Consider the following 23,443-nt stretch of genomic DNA (forward strand, 5'->3'; position numbering starts at 1 on the left):
AATATATTATGAGTAGCTATTATAAACTAAAATCATCAAATTTAATGCCTAAATTTGGCATTGGTACTTGGGGCATGGGAGAAAAGGAAAAAATAAGAGAAAAAGAAATAGAATCAATAATTTTATCATTACAAAATGGAGTAAGATTAATCGATACTGCTGAAATGTATGGAAATGGAGAAACTGAAAAACTTATTGGAGAGGCATTAACTAGATTTGAATATAAAAGAGAAGAATTATACGTAATATCAAAAGTTTATCCTCATAATGCAGGTAAAGATAAAATATTTAATAGTTTAGAATCATCATTAAAACGATTAGGATTAAATTACTTAGATATGTATTTGCTTCATTGGAGAGGAAGAGTACCTTTAAGTGAAACTGTAGAATGCATGGAAAAAGCAAAAAAAGAAGGACTCATAAAAGACTGGGGAGTTTCTAATTTTGATATAGATGATATGAAGGAGCTTGAAGCTGTAAAAGATGGAGATAAATGCTGTGCAAATCAGGTATTATATCATTTGGGATCAAGAGGTGCAGATTTTGATTTAGAACCATATATGAAAGAAAAAAATATTGCATTGATTGCATATTGTCCCTTAGCTAAAGCTGGCGAATTAGGTAAAAATATTCTAAAAAATAAGGTGTTAACGGATATAGCAGGAAAATATAATGCATCACCTGCCCAGATAGCACTTGCATTTATTATGAGTTTTGAAAACAAAATACCTATACCTAAAAGCTCAAATAACAAACATGCAATAGAAAATATAAAATCTCAGAATATTATACTAAAAAAAGAAGATATAGAACTTATAAATAAAGAGTTTCCTGCTCCAAATAAAAAAATGCCTTTGGATATAGTTTAATTTATTTGTTTTTTACTGAAATAGTATAATATATATTATATAATTTAATAATATTCAAAATATTTTTAGGAAAAATTAATGAATAAAGCCGTACTTATAATAGTTTTTAATAGACCTGATAAATTTAGAAAAGTTTTAGAACCTCTTAAAATTGTCAAACCTCCAAGATTATATATTGCTGCTGACGGTCCAAGAAAGAATAATAAGAATGATAAAATAAAATGTAAAGAAACTAGAGATATTGTAAAAGAAATAGATTGGGAATGTGATATAAAAACATTATTTAGAGATAATAATATAGGCTGTGAGAAGTCCATTTCGTCTTCTGTAAGCTGGTTCTTTGAAAATGAAGAAGATGGTATTATACTTGAAGATGATATTGTAGGAGATATAACATTTTTTTCTTATTGCGAAAAACTTTTAGACTATTATAAAAATGATGAAAGAGTAATGCATATTGGCAATAATAATGTCCATGATAATAATTCTTTAGATAGTTATTATTTTTGTTCAATAGGAAATCCTTGGGGATGGGCTAGTTGGAAGCGTGCTTGGAAATATTTTGATTTGGGATTATCTAAATATAGTTATGATGAAATTAAAAATTCCATAAATAATATATTTGATGATGAAATATTTAGAAGATTTTGGATAGATTGCGGATTTTATATGAAAACTAATACTGAAAAAGCTGTTTGGGATATGTCTTGGATTATTTGTATGATGATTAATAATGGTTTATCTGTATATCCAAATCAAAATTTAATAACAAATATAGGTTTTGATGATAGTGCGACTCATTGTATTAGTTCTGATAATAGATATTCAAATCTGCAAACTCAGCAGTTAAAAGAATTAAAATATTTAAATGAAGTTGGCAGAAATAAATATATGGATAGCAAGATAATGGTAGAGTTTTACGGACAAAAACCGCTGAATATAAAAGAGATTTTAAATGATTTAGACAGATTAAACTTTATAATAAATGAAACTATAAATAAAATAGTTTGGCTCATACCTATAAAAAGCATAAGAAATAATGTTAGAAACCATATAAAAAACAAATTAAAATCTATAAAACCTAATAATTATCCAGTTGATTTATAATTAACATTTTTATTAAAAAATGCTGATACTTTACATAATCATTTTATATTTTTAAATTATAAATGTTTTATGTATTGTTTATTATTAAAAAAAGTATATAATTAAACCAAGAAAATATAGATGACTTAAGGAGAATTTAATATGGCAGAATTACGCTACAATCCATTATTAGGGGATTATGTTATGATAGCAAGTCATAGGCAGGCACGTCCTCAAATGCCTAAAAACTACTGTCCATTTTGTCCTGGCAGCGGTAAAGTTCCTGATAATTATGATGTTCATAAATATGATAATGATTTCCCTGCTTTATCTTTCGAGCCTCCTTACCCAGATGCAGTTGATAATGGAAAATTATTTAAAACAGCACCTGCAATTGGAAAATGCGAGGTTATATTATATTCTCCAGATCACACTACAACATTACCTGAGCTTCCTGTTGAACATATTGCTAAACTTGTAGCTTTATGGCAGGAAAGAATGAAAGCTATAGCTGAAAATAAAAAAATAAAATATATTATGCCTTTTGAAAATAAGGGAGAGGTTGTAGGTGTTACAATGCCTCATCCTCATGGTCAAATATACGGCTACAGCTGGATACCATTAAGAGTAAAAAGAAAAATAGAAATGGCTGCTAGTTATTATAATGTTAATTGCAGAAATTTATTTATGGATATGATTGAGCAGGAGATTGAAGCTAAAGTAAGAGTTGTTTTTGAAAATGAACATTTTATATGCTTCCTTCCTTTTGCATCAGAATATCCTTATGGTATAATGATAATGCCTAAAAAACAAACGATTTCTATAACAGATTTTAGTAAAGAAGAAAGTACTTCGCTTGCTGATGCCTTAAAAAAGGCTACTTCAACATTAGATTTATTATTTGATATGAAATTCCCTTACATGATGTGTATGTATAGTGCCCCAGTAAATGACGGCTTTAATTATAATGATATATGGAATTATCATATAGAATTCTTCCCTCCTATGAGAACTAAAGAGAAGCAAAAATTTAATGCCTCCTCAGAAACAGGTGCTTGGGCTCCATGCAATCCTACAAGCCCTGAAGAAATGGCAGCTCAGTTAAGAACTGCTTATATTAGACTTATGGGAATGTAAGTGTCATTAAAATTTACAATTATCATCCCGCATAGAATTGGTGAGAATATAGAACATACATTAGAAGGGGTATACCTGTCTAATTACCCCATAGAAAATATAGAAATTTTCCAAGCAGAAGGTACTCATCCTACAGTTCAAAGAAATGAATGCATCAAGCAGTCTTCTGGGGATATAATTTATTTTATAGATAATGATTCTATTATAAGCCATGATAATATAAAAAAGGCATCAGAAATATTTGAAAGCGATGAAAATATTGCCATAGTAGGAGGTCCTGCTATACATAAAGTTAGCTCTGTTACAGAAATGTATATTGATAAATGTATGCGATCATATTATGCAGTAGGACCTATAGCTAATAGATACAGCATTGATAAATCAGACTCTAAAGAAGGAACTGATATGGATGTTATACTTTGCAATCTCTTCATAAGACGTAAGGTATTAATTGAAGCTGGACTTTTTAATGAAAGTTTGTATCCGAATGAAGAAAATGCCCTTATAGATAAAATACTTTCTCTAGGGTATAAACTAATATATGATCCTAGTATAATAGTTCAAAGGCCTCCAAGAGAAAATTTGAAATCATATATAAAAATGCTTCTCAATTACGGCAGAGGAAGATTTGAACAATTATTCAGAGATTTTAATAAAAAAAATTTAATATTCACATTACCTGCATTTTTTTCTACATACATATTATTAACCCCATTTGTATTTCTTTTATATCTGCATACAAATAATATTATTACAGCATCATATTTTATACCATTAATTATTTATTTTCTTATTACTTTGTTAGCGGGAATAATAACATCATTAAAGGATAATGGGCTAAAAAATAAAATAATTGGTTTATTTATATACCCATTTATGTTTTTTATCACTCATTTCTTCTATGGATTAGGCTTTTTTTACTGCTTAATTAGAATTATTACAGGATTTCAGAGAGTTGCTAAATTTTCCATAAAAAAACATAAATCTTTCGAATAATTTTATCATATTTAAAATATCATAATTACATATTGAAATTAAAAGAAAATTATATACCATTTTAATACTGATTTTTATTTTAAGGACTATATTTATAAATAATGAAGTACTATATTAAATATATTCTATGCATTTTAGGAATTTTTACATGTAATTTATATTCTATGTATAATTTCAATGTTAATGAATCTTTTTATTTAAAAAATAATTCTAATGGTTCTGAAGTAGATATAAACGATATCAAATTTGAGGATTATTCTAGTAATTTAAATATTTTAGATTTTCCTATGATGAGTACTTTTTTAATTGCACAAAGCAAACTTCCGATTTTATCTATATTTTATGAGCTGTACAATTTTATGGGATATAGTAAAGATGTAAGGACATACATAAGTTATTGGAATTTTTTTAGAACCTTAAAAACTGTAGAATGGCTTTTTATAGGAGATAATAAAAACATATCTGCATCTTTTACTTATTCAAGCAGCATGAATGTTGATTATAATTCTATGATAAGAGATTTATCAGCTTCCTGCAGCAGATTTAGAATGGATACAAATATTTTATTATCAATACATTTTTATTTATAGAATAGATTATTTATTAGTAAAAATATCTAATTTTTTTAATAAAGTTTGTATTTATTAAAATAAAAATTTGCAAATTATAATTATTTATGATATATTGTATAGAAAATTATATTAACTAAAAAAGGTTATAGGTGTCTAATTCTAGTAAATACGAAATAATAACGCTTGACGGTCCTTCTGGAGCTGGTAAAAGCACAATAGCTAAATTAGTAGCAAAAAGATTATCTTTCAAATATTTAGACACTGGTGCCATGTATAGGGCTGTAACCTTATATATGATTAAACATGATATAAATATAGATGACAAAGTTGAAATCATATCTGCTCTTAATAATTTAAATATAAATTTTGACAATGATGGTAGAATATACTTAGATACAGAAGATGTATCTGAAGCTATAAGAAGCATTGAAGTTGTAAATTTAGTATCAAAGGTATCATCTATTACTGAAGTAAGACAAAATATGGTGTCATTACAAAGAAAAATAGCTGAAGATGGAAATTATGTTATAGACGGAAGAGATATAGGAAGTGTTGTATTTCCAAATGCTAAATACAAATTTTATATGGATGCTTCTTTGGATGAAAGAGCTAAACGAAGACATAATGAGGAGTTGTCTAAGGGTAAAAACCTTACCTATGAAGAAGTTAAAGAAAGTATTAGAAAAAGAGATGAATTTGATTCTAATAGAAAAGATAGTCCTCTTGTAGTACCTGAAAATGCATATATTATAGATACTACTAGTATGACTATTGATGATGTTGTTAAAAAAATCACAGATGTGGTTTTAAATATAAAGTCTAATTCATAAATTAGATATTTTAACCTGTGAAAGTACAGGAGGGAGAAGGAAAAATGGAAGATAATAAGTTATCAAATGAACGCGAACAATTTCTTAAGGCTTTGGAGGAGGATAACAGCACATCTTTTAAAGCTGGAGATATAATAAAAGGTAAAATTATACAATTCGATGATACGGATGTATTTGTTGACTTTGATTACAAATCAGAAGGCAAATTAAAAAGAAGTGAATTTGATAAAGAACCTGTAAAAGGTGAAGAAATAGAAGCTCTTATTAAAGGCATAGATAAGGGATATATAATTTTATCAAAAGCAGAAGTAGATAAGAGAAAAGCTCAGGAAATAATAGACAATGCCGTTAACAATGATACAACAGTTAAGGGAGTGGTTAAAGAAGTTACTAAAGGCGGATTCAGAGTTTCTATAAGCGGTTTTTTGGCTTTTTGTCCTTTTTCATTAATAGATATATCTAAAGAAACTAAAGATACAGATCATATTGGAAAAGAATATGAATTTAAAATAATAAAGAAAGATAAAAAAGATGTTGTAGTATCAAGGAAAGCTTTGCTTGAAGAAAGTCAAAATAAAAATATAGAATCTTTCCTAAATAATTTAAAAGAAAATGACATTATAAGCGGTAAAGTAAAAAATATAAAAAATTTTGGTACTTTTGTTGAAATTGCACCTGGATTTGACGGATTTCTTGCAATACCTAATATGTCTTGGGATAAAATGATAAATCCTAAATCTATAATATCAAAAGGTGAAGAGAGAATGTTCAAAGTTCTTCATATTGATAAAGAAAACCGTAAAGTTGATTTAGGAATCAAACAGTTAGATGAAGATCCTTGGAGCAAATTTGTTGAACAGTATCATGTAAATGATATTATTCAAGGTGAGGTTACAAATGTTAAAAAATTCGGTGCTTTCGTTAAAGTGGCTGAAGGTATAGAAGGGCTTGTACATATATATGATTTAAGCTGGAATTCACATGTTAATAGTCCTAATGATTTTGTTAAAAAAGGTGATTTCCTTGAATGCAAAATACTAGACATGAATGTTCCTGAAAGAAAATTAACACTTGGATTGAAGCAAGTTAAAGAAAATCCTTGGGATACAGTTGAAAAAGATTTCCCAGCAAAATCAAGCGTAAAATGTAAAGTTAAAAGAATTATTAAAGGCTTTACAGTATTTGAACTTCCTAATGGTTTGGAAGGCACATGTGATATGAGTGATTTTGATTGGAAAAATAATGTTGTAAATATGAAAGACTATGTTAAAGAAGGCGAAGAAGTTAATATGGTTATCATGTCTATAGACAGAGATAAGCAAAAAATAAAATTAAGCTATAAACATACTAAGGAAAGTCCTTGGAGGCTATTTGAAAAAGCTCATCCTCAGGGTTCTATAGTTGATGGAGTAGTAAAAGCCATTGTTGATTCAGGTGCTGTAATTTCTTTGGAAAATGATTTGGAAGGCTATATGCATGTTTCTCAGGTTGAAATACCTAAAGGAAGTACTTTAGAAGAAGTTGTTAAAGTAGGAGAAACTTATCCTTTCGTTGTAAGAGAAGTTAATCAAAGCAAAAGAAGAATATCTCTATCAAGAAGAGAATATTTAGAAGCTCAAAACAAAAAAGAAACTCAAAGCTATATTTCTAAAGCTGAACCTACTTCTTTAACTTATAATCCTTTCGATAATATTAAAAATTAATACCATATAATTTTATAAAATATAAATCCCAATGCTAATATTATAGTATTGGGATTTTTTAATATACACACTTCTTGACAACTATATTTTTTTATATATAATCATTCAATATAACGATTAGAGGTAAAGTAAATGAAAAAGATATTAATAATATATTCTGAATATACAGGTCATGGACATAAAAGTGCTAATGAAGCTTTGGTTAATGCATTCAATAAAATATATGGTGATAATATTACATGCAAATCAGTGAATGGCTTTAAATTAGGAAGTCCGCATTTTAGGGTTACTGAAAAACTTTATAACAGCTGTGTAAAATATTTGCCTGATATATGGGGAAAATTTTTCTTATTATCAAATACTAATCCTGCAACTCTTAATAAAATTATATCTATAGACATAGAGAGAAAATTTTTAAAATTAATAGAAAAATATCAGCCTGATTTAATACTTAGCGTACATCCGTTGTTTAATGGAAGTATATTAAATATTTTAGAAAAAAACAAATTAAATATAAAAATGTATAGTCTATTAACTGATTTAGTAAGCGTAACAAATATTTGGCTTGACAATAGAGCTGATAGGATAATAAGCCCTTCTAATGAAGCAACAGAATTCATTATAGAAAATAATATAGATAAAGATAAGATAGCAACTTTCGGAATACCTGTGAGAGATCATTTTAAATCTCCTTTTGATAACTTAGAAGATATAAGAAAAAATACTAATATAAATGGAAAATTGAGAGTTCTTATATTAAACAACACAGAAAAATCTAAAAGAATATTTTATATGATAAAAAAACTGCATGAAAAATATGACTGCGATGTTACTGTTGTATGCGGAAGAAATAAAAATAATTATAAAAAATTAAAATCAAGATTAAAACATTATCAAAGAGAAGTTAATGTTATAGGATATACTAAAGAATTATTTAAATTATTCTATGACAATGACATATTAATAACTAGATGCGGTTCTTTATCTATAGTAGAAGCTATTAACTGCATTATACCTATAATTTCTATGGGAGCATTGCCAGGTCAGGAAGAGGGAACTCCTATGTATTTAGAGAAAAATGGAATGGGGTACAGTACCAGCTCTACAGATGATATATTTAATAAAATAGATCTATTAATAGCCAATAACAGAGAAGGTTTAGTGAAAATGAGAGAAGCACAATTTAATTATTATGGAAGAAATGTTACTGATAAAATAGTAAAATATATAGCTGATGATATACTTGGAAATGAGGTTAAAAATTGATAAGTAATATAAAAATGAAGGAACTTCTTTTGGATATAGATTTTTCATCAATAGAGCCTAAAAATTACTATTCTATATCCCAAAAAGAAAACTCTAATAATGAGAAATATTGGACTATAAATAAAGAAATTGACTGCACCGCATGCAAAACATCTGCAAGCGGATTAGAATTAAGTCATTATGAGTATGATGAAAATGAAATATATATATCAAACAGCCAAAATCTCAAAGATGTTTTAAATCTTTCATTAAAAATTTTTGTATCTATAAAAAAAATACTTCAGGAAAATTACAGCGACACTGTATTTGATATTATATTTTCTATAAATGAAGAACAGACATATTCCATAATTAGATTCTATGCTATTAGAGATAATTTTAGAATAACAGATATAAAAGATATTGAAAACTACAAATTAGAAGCTATATTAGTAGATACTGTTAATAATTAAAATAAATCTATGAAAAATGCCAGAAAAATAATTATACTTTTAATATTAGCATTTATTTCTATTACTATTTCTATAAGTGTAGGAAGCGTATTTATTTCGCCTAAAGAAATAACAGCAGCGTTTTTATATAAAATATTTAATACAGAAATAATAAAAAATTTAAATAAAATAAATACTGATATCATATTTAATATAAGATTATCTCACACAATATTAGCTTTTTTTGCTGGTGCCTCTCTGTCAGTAACAGGAACTATAATACAATCCGTTTTAAGAAATCCATTAGCATCAGCTTATAATCTAGGAGTATCTTCAGGTGCTGGTCTTGGAGTATCTATATTAATAGTTTTGGGTATAAATTATTCTCAAGTTTTATACATGTTATCTGGAATTGCATTTGCATTTATTACAATTATAATTATTTTAATCATATCAAATACAATAGATAAATATATGAATAATAATTCTATAATACTTGCTGGTATAATAATATCTTTATTTGTTAATTCAATAATGAGTTTTTTAACTTATTTATTTCCTAAATATTCTAATAAAATAATTTTGTGGCAGCTTGGAAGTTTATCTTTAAAAAATTGGAATTTTATATTTATTATTATTTTAACAACTATAATATTTTTAATCATCTCGATGCATTACTCCAATGTTTTAGATATTATGACATTTGGAGATAATACTGCCTATTCAATAGGAATAGATATTAAATACATGAAAATATTTTTTATAATGATATCATCATTAACTGCTTCTATATTGGTATCATTTATAGGTATAATAGGATTTATTGATTTGGCAGCACCGCATATTGCAAGAAAACTATTTTCTGCAAAACATATATTAGTAATTCCAATGTCGGCATTAATAGGAGGCATACTGCTTGTAATATCAGATATTATATCCAGAATAATAATTCAAGGTTCAAATATACCTATAGGAATTATAACTGCAGTAATAGGGGCTCCATTTTTCTTTTATGTGTTTATAAAAAAATAGGAATAAAATAAAATGCTTGAAGTTAATAATTTATCATTTTCTTATAACAAAAAACGCAATATACTTCATGATATATCTTTTAATATTAAAGCAAAAGAAGTTTTATGCATATTAGGACCTAATGGATGCGGAAAAACTACTTTATTAAAATCATTATGTAAAATAGTAGATTTTGATGGCGAAGTATTAATAGATAAAGAAAATATAAAAAATAAAAACAGAGTATATTTAGCAAAAAAAATAGCGTTTATGAGTCAAATGTCTGATATATATTTTGACTATAATGTTTATGATACTATAATGCTTGGACGGTATTCTAATTTTAATGATAAATTATTTTCTATACCTAAAGAAGAAGATAAAAAAATTGTTGAAAATTATATTAACAAATTGAGTTTAAATCATTTAAAAAATAAATCGATAAAAGAAATTTCAGGAGGCGAACTTCAAAGAGTATTTATAGCAATGATTTTCAGTCAGGAGCCTAATATTATATTATTGGATGAGCCTACAAATCATTTGGACATAAACAGCCAAATAGAACTTATTAATAATTTAAGAAAATGGGTAAAAAATAATGATAACAAAGCTGTAATAGCCGTTTTGCATGATATAAATACTGCATTAAACTTTGCTGATAAAATATTAATTTTAAAAGAGGGAAAACAAAAATATTTCGGAGATATAAAAAATTTTAATACTGATATGCTTAATGAAATATACAATATAAACTTAAAAGAATATATGAAATCTTTATTAGAGATATGGAATTGATAAATTTATACTTGATATTTATTTTTAGAATGTTATAATATTCTAACAATGAAGGTTTATAAAATAGATTATTTATATTTTCTATTTTATATAAATTATTAAATTAAATATATAAAAGGAGAATCGAGAATGGCTGATGATAAGACATTATGTTTTTGTATGGCTGTAACAGAAAAACAAGTTAGGGATGCTATTGTTTCAAAGAAATTAAAAACAGTAGAAGAAGTGTCTAAAGAAACTAAAGCAGGAACTGGATGCGGAGGATGTAAAGACGCTATTCAAAAGATTTTAAACGAAGTCAACAAATAAAAATTTTAATACTATTTTTATATTCCAATATAAATTAATATATAAATTCATTGTATATTAATCTAATTAACTTAGATGGAGGTAAGAACATGTGGGAATATACTGATAAAGTAAAGGATCATTTTATAAATCCTAGAAACGTAGGGGAAATACAAAATCCTGATGCTGAATCTATGACAGGAAGTATTGTATGCGGCGACGCCCTCAAATTAACATTAAAGATCAATAAGGATACTGAAGTTATAGAAGATGCAAAGTTCCAAACATTCGGATGTGCATCAGCAATAGCAAGCAGCAGTATACTTACAGAAATGATTAAGGGTAAAACCCTTGATGAAGCCAAAAATATAACAAATAAAGACATAGCTATGGAGTTAGGCGGACTTCCTGAAGAGAAGATGCACTGTTCTGTTATGGGAATGGAAACTTTAGAAAAAGCTATTAATAATTACAGAGGCATAACTACTGATGAAGACGAACATGATGAAGGAGCTATTATTTGTAAATGCTTTGGCATAACAGATACTAAAATAAAAAGAGCTATAAGGGAAAATAAATTAAAAACTGTAGAAGAGATAACATTCTACACTAAAGCAGGTGGCGGATGCGGAGCTTGTAAAGTTAAACTTGAAGATATCTTAAACGAAGAATTGGCAGATATGGAAAGAGAGGCTAAAAATGCTCCTATGACTACTGTTCAAAAAGTAAAAAAGATAGAAGAGGCTTTAGAAAAAGTTATTAACCCTATGCTAAAAATGGATGGAGGAAGCTGCCGACTCGTAGATGTTGATGGAAATAAAGTTATGATAGAGTTTAAAGGAGCTTGTTCTTCATGTGCTTCTTCAAAAAATACTCTGAAAGGTTTTGTTGAGCCTAAAATAAAAGAGTTGGTTCATAAAGATTTAGAAGTTGTAGGAGTTTGATATGTCAGAAAATAAAAAAATAATATATTTAGACAATAATGCTACTACAAGAGTATATGAAGAAGTATTAGAGGTTATGCTTCCGTATTTTAAAGATCAATATTTTAATCCCTCAAGTATGTACAGTCCTGCTGGTGCTGTTCATAAGGAAATGGAAAAAGGAAGAGAACAGGTAGCAGATTTTCTAGGATGCGAGCCTATTGAGGTATGTTTTGTATCATGCGGAAGCGAAGGCGATAATATGGCTATAAGGGGTACAATAGAAGCCTACCCTACTAAAAATCATATTATAACAACAAAAGTTGAGCATCCTGCTGTAATAGAAACTTGTAAAGATTTGGAAAGGCATGGATATAGAGTAACTTATCTTCCTGTTGATAATGACGGCAATATAGATTTAGATGAATTGAAAAGTGCAGTAAACGAAAATACTGCTATAGTTTCTATAATGTATGCCAACAATGAAACAGGAGTAATTTTTCCTATTAAAGAAATAGGAGAGATAGTAAAAAGTGCAGGTGCGGTATTTCATGTTGATGCTGTTCAGTCTGCAGGTAAATTGCCTTTAAATATGAAAAATGAGCCTTATATTGATATGCTTACAATAGCAGGTCATAAAATACATGCCCCTAAAGGTATAGGTGCTTTATATATTAAAAATGGAACTAAATTAAGAACTGTACAAACAGGAGGGCATCAGGAGAGAGGACGCCGTGCTGGTACTGAGAATGTTCCTTATATTATTGGTTTGGGCAAAGCAGCCTCTATGGTTAAAGCAGAACTTCCTAAATTTGTTGAACATACGGCAAAATTAAGAGATACTCTAGAATCAGAAGTTATTAAGAGAATAACTGATATAAAAATAAACGGCAAAGGTGCTAATAGAGTAAGCAATACTACAAATATAAGTTTCAAAAATATAGAAGGAGAAGCTGTATTATTATTGCTTGACGGATATGGTATATGCTGTTCAAGCGGAAGTGCATGTTCTTCTGGTACATTAGAACCTTCCCCTGTACTTCAGGCTATGGGAGTGCCTTTTGAATATGCTCACAGCTCTACAAGATTTTCTATGTCATTAGACAACACTATGGAAGATATAATGTATACAGCTGATGCTATAGAAAAAATCGTTGCAAGATTAAGAGATATCTCGCCATACAGAAATTAAAAAATTAATGCAGAAATATAAAGCTCATCATAAAATAATTATGATGGGCTTTTTTATTAAACAAATCAATCATCAATACATCTTATAGTTCTTATTTTAAATCATTTATTATATAAAGTCATCTTTTAAAATGTTGTATATGAAAAATAATTGTATATAATACCATTAATATAATTATGAAAAAATTATTTTATCTTTTATCTTTAATTGTTATCATATCATGTAAAACTGCTGAAGTTTATAATATAAAAAATGACAACGATAAGAGCCATTTTGTAAAAATAAACAGAGTAGAATATCTAAAACCTAATATAACCTACAATATAAACGGTACGCAATACAGTACAGATTATTTATCACGTATATATAAAGTAACAAGGAAAGATAGTTTGATATTATCAAATGCAGGCAGAAATAATTATGCACAGAAAAAAATAGTAGAATTATACGGCATAAAAGGCAATGATCATGGAGGGCATATAATAGGCAGACAGTTCGGAGGTTCTCCTAATATTGATAATCTAATACCTATAAGCAGAGAATTAAATATTGGTAAAATGAAAGAAATGGAAAATGAATAGCGTAATATTATAGAAGACGGCGATGAAGTAAAAGATATTACGATTAAAATATACTATATATACACCAATATGAGACCTAATATCATAAATATCAGTTATGTAGTAGAGAGAGAATATACGAATTATAAAGTTATAGAAATATTCACAAATATATCAGGAAGAACGCCTCAAAATTAACATCTGAAATTAATTCTGAAGCGTTTAAAATATTTATAGGAGTATGTTAACTAACTTTTAGATAATTCCTTATCTTCAGCTTTCACTGCTTTAGTATAAGAAAATATCAAAGAGCCATCATTAGCATCAACATCAATAATATCACCATCCTCTATATTACCAAACAATATTTCCGTACTTATATAATCTTCTATTTCCTTCTGTATAGCTCTTCTTAAACTTCTAGCACCATACTTCTTATCGAATCCTTTATCTATTATATAAAGTTTAGCATCTTCTGTTAAATTAATAACTATATTTCTGTCTTTAATAGCATCATTCAATTCTTTAAGCATTATATTGATAATGTCTTTAAGATTATCTTTAGTGAGAGTGTGGAATACAATAATATCATCTATTCTATTCAAAAATTCAGGATTAAAGTTTTGTTTTAACTCTTCTAAAGCAAAGTTTTTTATATCATTAACATCTTTTTCACTTCCAATAGCATTGAACCCTAAAGAACTTCCTTTAACTATATCTCTTGCCCCTAAATTACTTGTTATAATTATAATGGTATTTGAAAAATCAACTTTTCTTCCGAAGTTATCAGTAAGCTGTCCCTCTTCAAGTACCTGTAAAAGTATATTAGTAACATCAGGATGTGCCTTTTCTATTTCATCGAATAAAATAAGCGAATAAGGTTTTCTTCTTACTTTCTCAGTAAGTCCGCCTCCTTCTTCATAACCAACGTATCCAGGAGGAGCTCCTATAAGTCTGCTTACGGCAAATTTTTCCATAAACTCGCTCATATCTATTCTGATTAATGCATCGCTGTCGCCGAACATAAACTCAGATAATACTTTAGCCAAAGCAGTTTTTCCAACACCAGTAGGTCCTAAGAATATAAAACTTCCAAGAGGTTTTTTAGAAGTTTTAAGCCCTGCTCTGCTTCTTCTTATTGCTTTGGATATGGAAGCTATAGCCTCTTCCTGACCTATAACTTTTTGATGAAGTTCATCCTCCATACCTATAAGCCTTTTACTCTCTGAATTTAATAATCTTTTTATAGGTATATTAGTTATTTCTGATATAACATGTCTTATATCATCTTCTTCAATAAAAGTTTCTATTTTATCGCGTTCTTCACGCCATTTCTCTTCTCTTTTTGAAAGCTCTTCCTGTAAAGCTGTTATCTCATCTCTTATTTTGGCAGCCTCTTCAAAATTCTGATTATCAACCATATCTTTTTTCTGATTGTTAAGCTCTTCAACTCTTTTCTCTATATCTTTAAACTCTTTAGGTCTAGTCATATTTATAAGTCTAGCCCTTGAACCTGCCTCATCTATCAAATCTATAGCTTTGTCAGGTAAATATCTCTCAAATATATATCTTTTACTTAATACAGCAGCTGCGGATATAGCATCATCAGTATATTTAACTTTATGATGCTCTTCATATTTAGGCTTTATTCCATTTAAAATTTCTATAGTATCTTCTATGCTAGGCTCTTCAACGCTTATAGGCTGAAATCTCCTAACTAAAGCACCGTCTTTTTCTATATATTTTTTATATTCATTAATAGTAGTAGCACCTATACATTGAATCTCTCCGCGTGAAAGTGCCGGCTTCAACATATTAGCAGCATCTAAAGCACCTTCTGCACCGCCTGCTCCTATTAATGTATGAAGCTCATCTATAAATATAATAATATTGTTAGCTTTTTTAATCTCTAAAACTATATTTTTTATTCTCTCTTCAAATTCACCTCTATATTTAGTACCAGCTACTACAGATGATAAATCCAAAGTTAAAACGCGTTTTTTAAGAAGTATATCAGGAACATCAGCAGCCACTATCTTTTCAGCCAATCCTTCAACTATTGCAGTCTTTCCGACACCAGGCTCTCCTAGAAGTATAGGATTATTCTTTTTCCTCCTTGAAAGTATCTGTACAACTCTCATAACCTCATTTTCTCTGCCTATAACTTTGTCTAAAGATTTTTCTCTAGCCATTTTAGTTAAATCGCGGGCAAATTGATCTAATGTAGGAGTTTTTACTTTTTTTCCAGTATCTTCCTGATGCTGCACCTGTTCTGATGCTGCCATATTACTATCAACAACACCAAGCATCTTTAATATTTCCTGTCTTAAAACTGTTAATTCAAGTCCTAAACTAGTAAGAACATTATAAGCTGTTCCGCTCTCCTCCCTTAATAAACCAAGAAGCAAATGCTCTGTACCTATATAATTATGTCCGAAAGCTCTAGCTTCTTCAGCTGATTTACTTATAAGTTTCTGCACCCTAGGAGCAGTAGGTATTTTACCAAACAGCTTTGTAGGAGAAGACTTTACCATAGAAGATTCCAATTCTATCTTAATCTTATCTAAATCAATTTTTAATCTTGTCAAAACACGTGTTGCTAAAGCTTCAGGCTCACGCAATAAACCTAGCAGCACATGCTCAGGAGTTATCATATCATGATTTAATCTCTTTGCCTCTTCTTCAGCATATAATTCTATAACTCTTTTGGCTTTGCTAGTTAAATGAAATTGAAACATACTCTAATCCTACAAATTATTTTTAATTATGTAAAACATAATTAATATTTCTTCAAAATAAATCTAATTTTTATGATATTATCGGATATTAAGATATAATTATACCATAAAACAAAATAGATTAAAATCTTAATCAAATAAAATTACTGTTAGCAACATTAACAATATCTACATTACTCCTACTAGTTGATGCAGTATTAGTTCTAGTATTATTAGATTCACTATTATTAGGATTACTATACAATAATGAAATTACTAATGCTAAAACTATTGCCGTAGATAAAGCAAAAGAAAGCCTAGCAGAACACATAAAGGCATATAATGGATTTATATCGCTTTTCCTCATGCTTTCCATCTTCGCCCTTTGAAGCATATACTGCCATTCTCTATCCGGCAAATTAGGCAAATTGAAATTATCTCTTTTTCTTTCAATTTTGCTTTTAAATTGCATCATCTCATGTAGTTTCATAAAAGAGTCCTTTCTTTTTCTAATAGCGACTTCATTTTTTTAAGGGCATAAGAATAATTGCTCTTAGCTGAATCGCTTGATATGTTTAATATATCTGCTATTTCTTTATATGAGTAATTCTCATAATACCTCAATATAAAGACATCTCTCTGTTTTCCCTTTAACCTTTTAGAAGCATTATAAATTTTCTCTTGAAGATAGATTCTTTCATATTCTTTCTCTGTATTATACCTTTTATCATCAACTACCTCTAATTTTTCTAAATAAGGTGATTCTCTCCTATACGCCTTAGAATACATATTGATAGCTGTATTACTTATTATACGGTATAACCAACCTTTGAAATAATTTCTTTCTTCATATCTGTCTATGGCTTTATAAACACGTATTAAAACGTCCTGAGTTAAATCCATAGCATCTTCATAATTATGCATAAAGCGGTATGAAAGATTAAATATATAATTTTTATATCTTGTAAGTAATATATCCAATGCTTCGCTGTCGCCTTTTTTATGTGCCTCTATAAGTTCATAATCTTTTAATAATTCTTTATCTTTAGTTACTATCATTCCACAAACTCCAATTTATCTCTTCTTAAATAATATACATACATTAATTATAACAAATGTAATGTATTTTAAGTAAAATCAAGCCATGTAGCTTTGCTCATCTTTGGAGAAATTTTTATTAGAATTATCTAACTTTTTCTCCTCATTGCCTGAATTTACTGCCTCCTTTTCACTAAACACTTTCTCTAAATCATATTTAGTAAGTGTTAAAGTATTGCCTTTTATCCCGTCCAAATTAAAAAGTATATTAACCATTGCAGTTTCAACTATACTTTTTAATGATCTAGCCCCCATATTCATACTAGAGGCCTTATCAACTATATAGTTTACAGCATCTGCAGTAATTGTCAACTTCTTTCCTATACTTTTAAAAAAGCTAGTATATTTAATAATAGGAGATTCTGTAGTTTTTGTCAAGATATCTCTTAAATTATCTTTAGTAAGTTCATTTAATGTTACAATTATCGGTATTCTGCCTATAAATTCAGGTATCATACCGTATTTTTCTATATCTTTTACATCAACCTGACTTAATATCCTATTTTTCTGAAGTTTATTAATTACAGCATTAGAGCCGAAACCTAAACTGCTCTCCCCCTTTAAACGCATTTTAATAATATCATCAAGACCTACAAATGCACCTCCGAATATAAAAAGTATATTTTTAGTATTCATAATTATTCCATCGCTGGAATGCATCATACGTCTGTCCCCAAATTCAGGAACCCTTATATCCTCACCATTCATCATAGAAAGTAATGCCTCCTGAACAGCCTTATCTGATGGATTACCTGTAGTAGACTGATGAGCATCTGCCTTAGCTATCTTATCAACCTCATCCAAAAAAACTATACCATGCTGAGCTTTTTCCAAATCTCCATTAGCTTTTCTGTATAAATTATACAAAACAACCTCTACATCATCGCCTACATAACCAGTTTCTGTAAGCGTTGTAACATCAGCACGTGCAAAAGGCAGCCCCAAAATATCCGCCAAAGTTTTAACCAAATAAGTTTTACCTACTCCTGTAGGACCTATCATTAATATATTAGACCTAAAAGGAATCTCTTTATTTCCATTTATTCTTAAACAATGCAAATAGGCATGAACAGCCAATACTTTTTTAGCATCATCCTGTCCTATAACTGTTTTATCAAGTTCTGCTACTATCTCTTTAGGAGTTAAAACATCAGATGCTGATGATTTCCTTTTACCGCTGGAAGTATTATCCGATGAATATTTCCTTACAATCTCTTCGCTATTTATAACATTCTCTATAACGCTGTAATCATCCTTTTCTAAAAAAGCAAATATAACTTTAGAATTAACAAATGTTATCAGCGTATTTGATATTTCTAATATGCCGCCGCTTGGGTATGGTTCATGCGATAATGCAAATATACCGCTTGACATTAATTTACTTTTAGGGTCAAAATAGTGGTATTTGTTTATATAAATATCAGAGTTTAAAGTAATAAGTTCTAATATTCTTCTAATAGATATGGCAGACATTGAATCGCCGTAAATAGTGTATGTTAAAAGAGAATATAATATAAATCTTTCATCTAAATTTAATTCTCTTTCAAATATAAATCTCTCTATATTAAAATTATATTTTTTGAAATTAGATATTTTTCTAACATCGCTTCTTAAAGAATTAATAAGCAATTCAACTTCATTAGCACTATTAGCAGTCTTTTCATTATTAGTAACTATCTCATCATCATAACCCAAAGCCCTGTCAATATTATTCGACAATCTCCTAGTCATATCATTTCTATCTGAAATCAAATTAAGTGTATAAACAATTTTAGTAACTATTTCAAAATAAGCTCTGAATGCTTCTTCTCTATTCTCCTCTTTACTATTAACTTTATCATCACTATTATTAATATTTTTACTAGACTTTTTTTTCATATTTAGATACTCCTTAAATACAAAACATTAAACACCTGCTATTCTCATAATTTTATCTTTCCAGTTTTTAGCTTCCTTATTAGAAGGATCAATTTTCAAAGCCTCATTAAAACAAGAACTAGCTTCTTTAAAATTATTAATTTTATAAAAATGAATACCATCTGATATAAATTTAGAAACATTCTTATATATTTTTACGACATTTTCTTTTTCCATATTAACTATATGAGATTTCATATCTTTATAATTAAATTTTGATATAAAATCTCTATATACATGATTTTTATTATTAATGGAAATTATAGAATTTAATTCTTTATTTAAAACATCTATATATAAATTTGTATCTTCACAAAGTTTAATAAAATTTGCTAATTTATTAAAATAATCTATTGCACCATTAATAGTTTCTGAAGCAGAAATTTGAGAATCTTTATTTAAATTCTCAATTTCAGAACTTACAAAATAGGCTATTTCTGATTTTGCCGTATATATCATTTTCAATATATATTCTCTTATATATTTTTCTATATTATCTTCCATAAAATATTACCTCTAAAGCATAACTAAATTACCAATTAAATCATATTCAGTATTATGGGTTATGTTAACTTTAACTATATCTCCTATATTTACATCATAATTATTTTCATTATAAACTTCTACATAACCATCAACTTCAGGAGCATCATAAATACTTCTTCCTATAAATTTATTATCTTCTTTCTTTTCTATTAGTACATCTATAGTACTGCCTATAAGCCTCTCTAATCTTTTTTCGGATACTTCTATAGCAGCTCTCATAAGTTTTTCTCTAAGAAGCATTTTTTTTCTTTTACTCATTCTTGGTTTGTCTATATTCAATGCTTTTGTATTTTCTTCTTCTGAATATGTAAATACTCCTACCCTATCTAATTTGGCATTTCTTACAAATTTTATTAATTTATTAAAAGATTCCTTTGTTTCTCCCGGAAAACCTACTATTAAAGATGTTCTTATAACCGCATTTTCATCATAGCTTCTAATTTTATTAATCATTTCCCTATAAAATTTATATCCTCTTGTACCTCTATTCATATCTTTTAATATTTCTTTATCAACATGCTGCAAAGGTATATCAAAATAAGGAAGAACTTTATCTATATTAAAAAATGCTTCTATTATTTCATCATTTAAAACTACTGGATTTTGATATAAAACCCTTATCCATTTTATGCCTTCAATTTTTGAAAGAGCTTTAAGTAAATCAGGCAAAGCTAACTTTTCATATATATCATATCCGTAGAAAGTTGTTTCCTGAGCTATTAAATTGATTTCTTTAGCTCCGTTTTTAGCGTAATACTCAGCTTCTTTTACTATATCCTCTATCTTCCTGCTTCTATGAGTTCCTCTAATACTAGGTATGGCACAGAAACTGCAGTTAGCATGACATCCGTCGCTTATTCTTATATAAACACTATATTTAGAACCAGTATTAACTCTATGCGTATATTCTCTATATTCAGTATTCTCTTCTGCATCATGGAAGCCGTCTTTTTCTACAGCTGTTAATATCTTCTCTAAATCATGTATCCCAATAGCAGAATCAACTTCTTTGAACATATCAAGAAAATTATCTTTATACCTTTCGCTCATACACCCTGATACTATAAGCCTTTTACATTTTCCATATTTTTTATATATTGAATGATCAAATATAGCATCAATAGATTCTTTTTTTGAATCTTCTATAAAAGCACATGTATTTATAACTATAATATCAGCGTCTTCAGGGTTATTAGTTATATTAAAACCTTTTTTCTCTAATATGGCTAATATATGTTCTCCATCAACTGTATTCTTCTCGCATCCTAAACTATGTAAATATATATTTTGCAATCAATTATCCTTAAATTTTTAACTTATTATTTAGTATCAGACATAATCAAATTATATCTAGTAGAATCATTCAAATTCTTAACCCATTTAACAGTCTTATTAACTGTTTCTCCAGAAGCTCCTACATTAATAGTTTTTCCATTAACTTTTACAACAACCTCTCCAGCATTACCAATAGTAAGCATGACAACATCTTTAGCCTCTAAATATAAAGTTTTACCGCTTAAAAGGTTTGTAGTAGCAGGTCTGTTTGAATCTATAAAATATCTAACATATACAAAATGCTTAGCTGTTATCTCTATTCTAATATCAACCTTTTCTGTATCCTGTTCTATATATGTTTCTCCATTAATCACAAGAAGATTTGTAGAAATTGTATTAGTATTATATAATTCATTATTTATATCTGGTGTTTGAATTTCATTACTGTATCCCGTATTAACCATTTGATTTTCTTCTAATTTTTCCATTTCAACTGTAGCTAAATCATCATAAACTTCAATTACACTGATTCTAAAATCATTTATTCCGTTTCCATTTAAATCTAATATTATAGGACTGCTTTTTGAAAAAGATAAATCCTGACCATTAATATTAATATGAAGAACATTTCCTATAGTATTGAATTTAATAGTAGCAGATATTCCAAGTGGCTTGAAATATATAATATCCCCTACTTTTACATTCTGTTTAGCCTTGCTATCAACTATATTCCTTGCTATTTCAACATCATTTCTATTTTGTCTTTTATTTCTTGAAAATAAACCTAATATATTATTCCTGTTTACAACTATAACGGCTATAACAACAATAACAGCCAAAACAACAATGATATTAGGCATTATAGATCTATTATTATTTCTCCTTAATTTATTCAAATCTCTTTTAGCCATGAATAATAAATCTGTTTCAGCATTATTATTTAAATTAATATTTCTATTTTTTTTGTTAGTTTCTTTTATAGTTTTTTCTTCATTATTTTTTACTGCTTTTTCATTGGAAATATTTTTAATATTATCCTTATCAACAGCAGCTTCTTTATTTGCAGTATTTTCTTTTATTTCTTCTTTATTAGAAACTACAGGTTCTTTTACTTTTTTTTGATTTTTTTGATTCTTAAGTAAATTTTGCTCTGAATTTGCCCCATTCTTTTGAAGATTATACCTCTCCAAAACCATCTCAGCATCTAATGAAAGTTTATCGCTTAAATTTTTAATAAAACCTTTTACATATATTTCACCCGGAAGCACATCAAATTCTTCATTTTCTAATGCTTTTATAAATCTAGCAACTATATGAGTACTAGCTTCAAGTTCTTCTATGCTCAGTCCCTTTTTCTCTCTGGCATTCTTTAATATTTGACCTATAGTTTCCATATAAATCCTTAATAAATATATATTAATTAGCAGGTGATAAACCGTCTTTTAATACCTGCATTTCTTCTGGTATTTCAGGTTCAAAATCTTTATTTCCGTCTTCATATTTTGGATTATATATTATATCTGTAAATAAATACTCTACAGGAACATTAGTTGTTGATATGCCCAAAATTCTTATAATCATACCATCTTTATCTACCCATAAATGTATCTTTGTAAAACCTGTTCTATCAACACTGGCTTGCTTTGATGTTAAAAGCATGTGATAAGCTTTTCTAGAATCATTGCCTGCATAAGACGAACTGTCATATTTTGCAATACCCAAATCAGAATCTTTAAAACTATTAACAGATGTTAAATCTCTTTCATTATAAAAATCTATATTAAATTTGCTCGTTAATCTTGATATTCCTGCAGCTGTATAAATAGCTCCTACATCCCCATAGCTTAGTTTCTGCTCTGCCACTACATTATTTCTTGGAAATATTATCCATAATGTTTCGCCATTGCAGTATATTGACTGACCATTTCCCCCTCTAGTATAAGACATTCTAAATAGATTAGGATTTTTAGTTAAAACATTACCGTATGATATACTGCTTCCGTTACGCTCAACAAAATTAGCATAAAAACCTTTAATATTTGAAAATCTATTGGATATCATGCTGACAACTTTTTCAGGAGTCATTATTTGGCTGTATGCTTGTGATGATAAAAATATAAAACTTATAAATAATACAATTTTCTTCATAATAGTTAATTTCTCTTCCCTAGTATAAAATACAAAAAATAAGATAATAATATTAAAATAATTTTCTACTAATTTTATATAAT

23 protein-coding genes are annotated in these 23,443 nt (G+C 28.0%); 15 read left to right on the forward strand and 8 right to left on the reverse strand.

The features are described 5' to 3' along the window. The first annotated feature begins 8 nt into the window (after positions 1–8). The 15 genes from Q0J69_RS00525 (at position 9) to Q0J69_RS00595 (ending at position 13,680) form a co-directional block, all read left to right on the forward strand. Entirely contained in the window at positions 9–869 is an 861-nt protein-coding gene (locus Q0J69_RS00525; protein ID WP_297203272.1) for an aldo/keto reductase, read from the forward strand. A 78-nt stretch (positions 870–947) separates the two neighbouring features. Then, a complete protein-coding gene (locus Q0J69_RS00530; protein WP_297203273.1) occupies positions 948–1,976 on the forward strand; it encodes a glyocosyltransferase in 1,029 nt (342 codons plus the stop codon). Positions 1,977–2,117: 141 nt separating this feature from the next. Then, positions 2,118–3,092, forward strand: coding sequence for a galactose-1-phosphate uridylyltransferase (gene galT, locus Q0J69_RS00535; protein WP_297203275.1), 975 nt, complete (start codon positions 2,118–2,120; stop codon positions 3,090–3,092). After that, a complete protein-coding gene (locus Q0J69_RS00540) occupies positions 3,093–4,088 on the forward strand; it encodes a glycosyltransferase (RefSeq protein ID WP_297203277.1) in 996 nt (331 codons plus the stop codon). A gap of 164 nt (positions 4,089–4,252) precedes the next feature. Then, positions 4,253–4,678, forward strand: coding sequence for a hypothetical protein (locus tag Q0J69_RS00545; protein ID WP_297203279.1), 426 nt, complete (start codon positions 4,253–4,255; stop codon positions 4,676–4,678). A gap of 131 nt (positions 4,679–4,809) precedes the next feature. After that, positions 4,810–5,490: a (d)CMP kinase gene (gene cmk / locus Q0J69_RS00550; protein ID WP_297203282.1), complete on the forward strand. Its 681-nt coding sequence runs from the start codon at positions 4,810–4,812 to the stop codon at positions 5,488–5,490. A 44-nt stretch (positions 5,491–5,534) separates the two neighbouring features. After that, complete coding sequence (locus Q0J69_RS00555) at positions 5,535–7,193, forward strand: S1 RNA-binding domain-containing protein (protein ID WP_297203284.1); 1,659 nt, start codon at positions 5,535–5,537, stop codon at positions 7,191–7,193. A gap of 132 nt (positions 7,194–7,325) precedes the next feature. Beyond that, complete coding sequence (locus tag Q0J69_RS00560) at positions 7,326–8,459, forward strand: glycosyltransferase (RefSeq protein ID WP_297203286.1); 1,134 nt, start codon at positions 7,326–7,328, stop codon at positions 8,457–8,459. Further along, positions 8,456–8,911 (forward strand): hypothetical protein, encoded by a 456-nt coding sequence (locus tag Q0J69_RS00565; RefSeq protein ID WP_297203289.1) that lies wholly within the window; start codon positions 8,456–8,458, stop codon positions 8,909–8,911. The genes Q0J69_RS00560 and Q0J69_RS00565 overlap by 4 nt, the downstream gene beginning before the upstream one ends. A gap of 9 nt (positions 8,912–8,920) precedes the next feature. After that, positions 8,921–9,922 (forward strand): iron ABC transporter permease, encoded by a 1,002-nt coding sequence (locus Q0J69_RS00570; protein WP_297203291.1) that lies wholly within the window; start codon positions 8,921–8,923, stop codon positions 9,920–9,922. Between the two features lie 12 nt (positions 9,923–9,934). Beyond that, a complete protein-coding gene (locus Q0J69_RS00575) occupies positions 9,935–10,696 on the forward strand; it encodes an ABC transporter ATP-binding protein (RefSeq protein WP_297203293.1) in 762 nt (253 codons plus the stop codon). Between the two features lie 129 nt (positions 10,697–10,825). Continuing rightward, complete coding sequence (locus tag Q0J69_RS00580; protein ID WP_297203295.1) at positions 10,826–11,005, forward strand: (2Fe-2S)-binding protein; 180 nt, start codon at positions 10,826–10,828, stop codon at positions 11,003–11,005. A gap of 89 nt (positions 11,006–11,094) precedes the next feature. Further along, the gene (nifU, locus tag Q0J69_RS00585) at positions 11,095–11,928 is read left to right on the forward strand and encodes a Fe-S cluster assembly protein NifU (RefSeq protein WP_297203296.1); all 834 of its coding nucleotides are present in this window, start codon (positions 11,095–11,097) and stop codon (positions 11,926–11,928) included. A gap of 1 nt (position 11,929) precedes the next feature. Beyond that, positions 11,930–13,099 (forward strand): cysteine desulfurase NifS, encoded by a 1,170-nt coding sequence (nifS, locus tag Q0J69_RS00590; RefSeq protein WP_297203298.1) that lies wholly within the window; start codon positions 11,930–11,932, stop codon positions 13,097–13,099. 176 nt (positions 13,100–13,275) lie between these two features. Continuing rightward, a complete protein-coding gene (locus tag Q0J69_RS00595) occupies positions 13,276–13,680 on the forward strand; it encodes a DNA/RNA non-specific endonuclease (protein WP_297203300.1) in 405 nt (134 codons plus the stop codon). Positions 13,681–13,907: 227 nt separating this feature from the next. Here Q0J69_RS00595 and Q0J69_RS00600 read toward each other — a convergent pair whose 3' ends face one another. The 8 genes from Q0J69_RS00600 to Q0J69_RS00635 form a co-directional block, all read right to left on the reverse strand. After that, on the reverse strand, positions 13,908–16,397 hold the full coding sequence (locus Q0J69_RS00600; protein WP_297203302.1) for an ATP-dependent Clp protease ATP-binding subunit: 2,490 nt from the start codon (positions 16,395–16,397) through the stop codon (positions 13,908–13,910). 133 nt (positions 16,398–16,530) lie between these two features. Then, positions 16,531–16,866, reverse strand: a complete 336-nt coding sequence (locus Q0J69_RS00605; protein ID WP_297203304.1) for a hypothetical protein — start codon at positions 16,864–16,866, stop codon at positions 16,531–16,533. Beyond that, positions 16,863–17,435 carry an RNA polymerase sigma factor gene (locus tag Q0J69_RS00610; protein ID WP_297203306.1) on the reverse strand — a complete coding sequence of 191 codons (573 nt, stop codon included), beginning with the start codon at positions 17,433–17,435 and terminating at the stop codon, positions 16,863–16,865. Before Q0J69_RS00610 ends, Q0J69_RS00605 begins: the two co-directional genes overlap by 4 nt. A 78-nt stretch (positions 17,436–17,513) precedes the next feature. After that, on the reverse strand, positions 17,514–19,352 hold the full coding sequence (gene clpX / locus Q0J69_RS00615; protein ID WP_297203308.1) for an ATP-dependent Clp protease ATP-binding subunit ClpX: 1,839 nt from the start codon (positions 19,350–19,352) through the stop codon (positions 17,514–17,516). A gap of 27 nt (positions 19,353–19,379) precedes the next feature. Continuing rightward, the gene (locus tag Q0J69_RS00620; protein WP_297203310.1) at positions 19,380–19,895 is read right to left on the reverse strand and encodes a hypothetical protein; all 516 of its coding nucleotides are present in this window, start codon (positions 19,893–19,895) and stop codon (positions 19,380–19,382) included. 12 nt (positions 19,896–19,907) lie between these two features. Continuing rightward, the gene (rimO, locus tag Q0J69_RS00625; protein ID WP_297203312.1) at positions 19,908–21,230 is read right to left on the reverse strand and encodes a 30S ribosomal protein S12 methylthiotransferase RimO; all 1,323 of its coding nucleotides are present in this window, start codon (positions 21,228–21,230) and stop codon (positions 19,908–19,910) included. A gap of 26 nt (positions 21,231–21,256) precedes the next feature. Next, positions 21,257–22,606, reverse strand: coding sequence for a helix-turn-helix domain-containing protein (locus Q0J69_RS00630; RefSeq protein WP_297203314.1), 1,350 nt, complete (start codon positions 22,604–22,606; stop codon positions 21,257–21,259). A gap of 22 nt (positions 22,607–22,628) precedes the next feature. Then, positions 22,629–23,360 carry an outer membrane lipoprotein carrier protein LolA gene (locus tag Q0J69_RS00635; RefSeq protein WP_297203316.1) on the reverse strand — a complete coding sequence of 244 codons (732 nt, stop codon included), beginning with the start codon at positions 23,358–23,360 and terminating at the stop codon, positions 22,629–22,631. Positions 23,361–23,443: the final 83 nt, after the last annotated feature.

This window comes from uncultured Brachyspira sp. (assembly GCF_944388875.1).
Lineage (GTDB): Bacteria > Spirochaetota > Brachyspiria > Brachyspirales > Brachyspiraceae > Brachyspira.

Excerpts from the sequence above, each read along its gene's own strand:
- Q0J69_RS00580 (WP_297203295.1), top strand. The coding sequence starts at position 10,826 with ATGGCTGATGATAAGACATTATGTTTTTGTATGGCTGTAACAGAAAAA.
- Q0J69_RS00570 (WP_297203291.1), top strand. The coding sequence starts at position 8,921 with ATGAAAAATGCCAGAAAAATAATTATACTTTTAATATTAGCATTTATT.
- nifS (WP_297203298.1), top strand. The coding sequence starts at position 11,930 with ATGTCAGAAAATAAAAAAATAATATATTTAGACAATAATGCTACTACA.
- Q0J69_RS00555 (WP_297203284.1), top strand. The coding sequence starts at position 5,535 with ATGGAAGATAATAAGTTATCAAATGAACGCGAACAATTTCTTAAGGCT.
- Q0J69_RS00630 (WP_297203314.1), bottom strand. The coding sequence starts at position 22,606 with ATGGAAACTATAGGTCAAATATTAAAGAATGCCAGAGAGAAAAAGGGA.
- Q0J69_RS00635 (WP_297203316.1), bottom strand. The coding sequence starts at position 23,360 with ATGAAGAAAATTGTATTATTTATAAGTTTTATATTTTTATCATCACAA.
- Q0J69_RS00530 (WP_297203273.1), top strand. The coding sequence starts at position 948 with ATGAATAAAGCCGTACTTATAATAGTTTTTAATAGACCTGATAAATTT.
- Q0J69_RS00575 (WP_297203293.1), top strand. The coding sequence starts at position 9,935 with ATGCTTGAAGTTAATAATTTATCATTTTCTTATAACAAAAAACGCAAT.
- Q0J69_RS00525 (WP_297203272.1), top strand. The coding sequence starts at position 9 with ATGAGTAGCTATTATAAACTAAAATCATCAAATTTAATGCCTAAATTT.
- Q0J69_RS00620 (WP_297203310.1), bottom strand. The coding sequence starts at position 19,895 with ATGGAAGATAATATAGAAAAATATATAAGAGAATATATATTGAAAATG.
- Q0J69_RS00610 (WP_297203306.1), bottom strand. The coding sequence starts at position 17,435 with ATGATAGTAACTAAAGATAAAGAATTATTAAAAGATTATGAACTTATA.
- Q0J69_RS00545 (WP_297203279.1), top strand. The coding sequence starts at position 4,253 with ATGTATAATTTCAATGTTAATGAATCTTTTTATTTAAAAAATAATTCT.
- Q0J69_RS00560 (WP_297203286.1), top strand. The coding sequence starts at position 7,326 with ATGAAAAAGATATTAATAATATATTCTGAATATACAGGTCATGGACAT.
- galT (WP_297203275.1), top strand. The coding sequence starts at position 2,118 with ATGGCAGAATTACGCTACAATCCATTATTAGGGGATTATGTTATGATA.
- Q0J69_RS00595 (WP_297203300.1), top strand. The coding sequence starts at position 13,276 with ATGAAAAAATTATTTTATCTTTTATCTTTAATTGTTATCATATCATGT.
- Q0J69_RS00605 (WP_297203304.1), bottom strand. The coding sequence starts at position 16,866 with ATGAAACTACATGAGATGATGCAATTTAAAAGCAAAATTGAAAGAAAA.
- nifU (WP_297203296.1), top strand. The coding sequence starts at position 11,095 with ATGTGGGAATATACTGATAAAGTAAAGGATCATTTTATAAATCCTAGA.
- clpX (WP_297203308.1), bottom strand. The coding sequence starts at position 19,352 with ATGAAAAAAAAGTCTAGTAAAAATATTAATAATAGTGATGATAAAGTT.
- Q0J69_RS00600 (WP_297203302.1), bottom strand. The coding sequence starts at position 16,397 with ATGTTTCAATTTCATTTAACTAGCAAAGCCAAAAGAGTTATAGAATTA.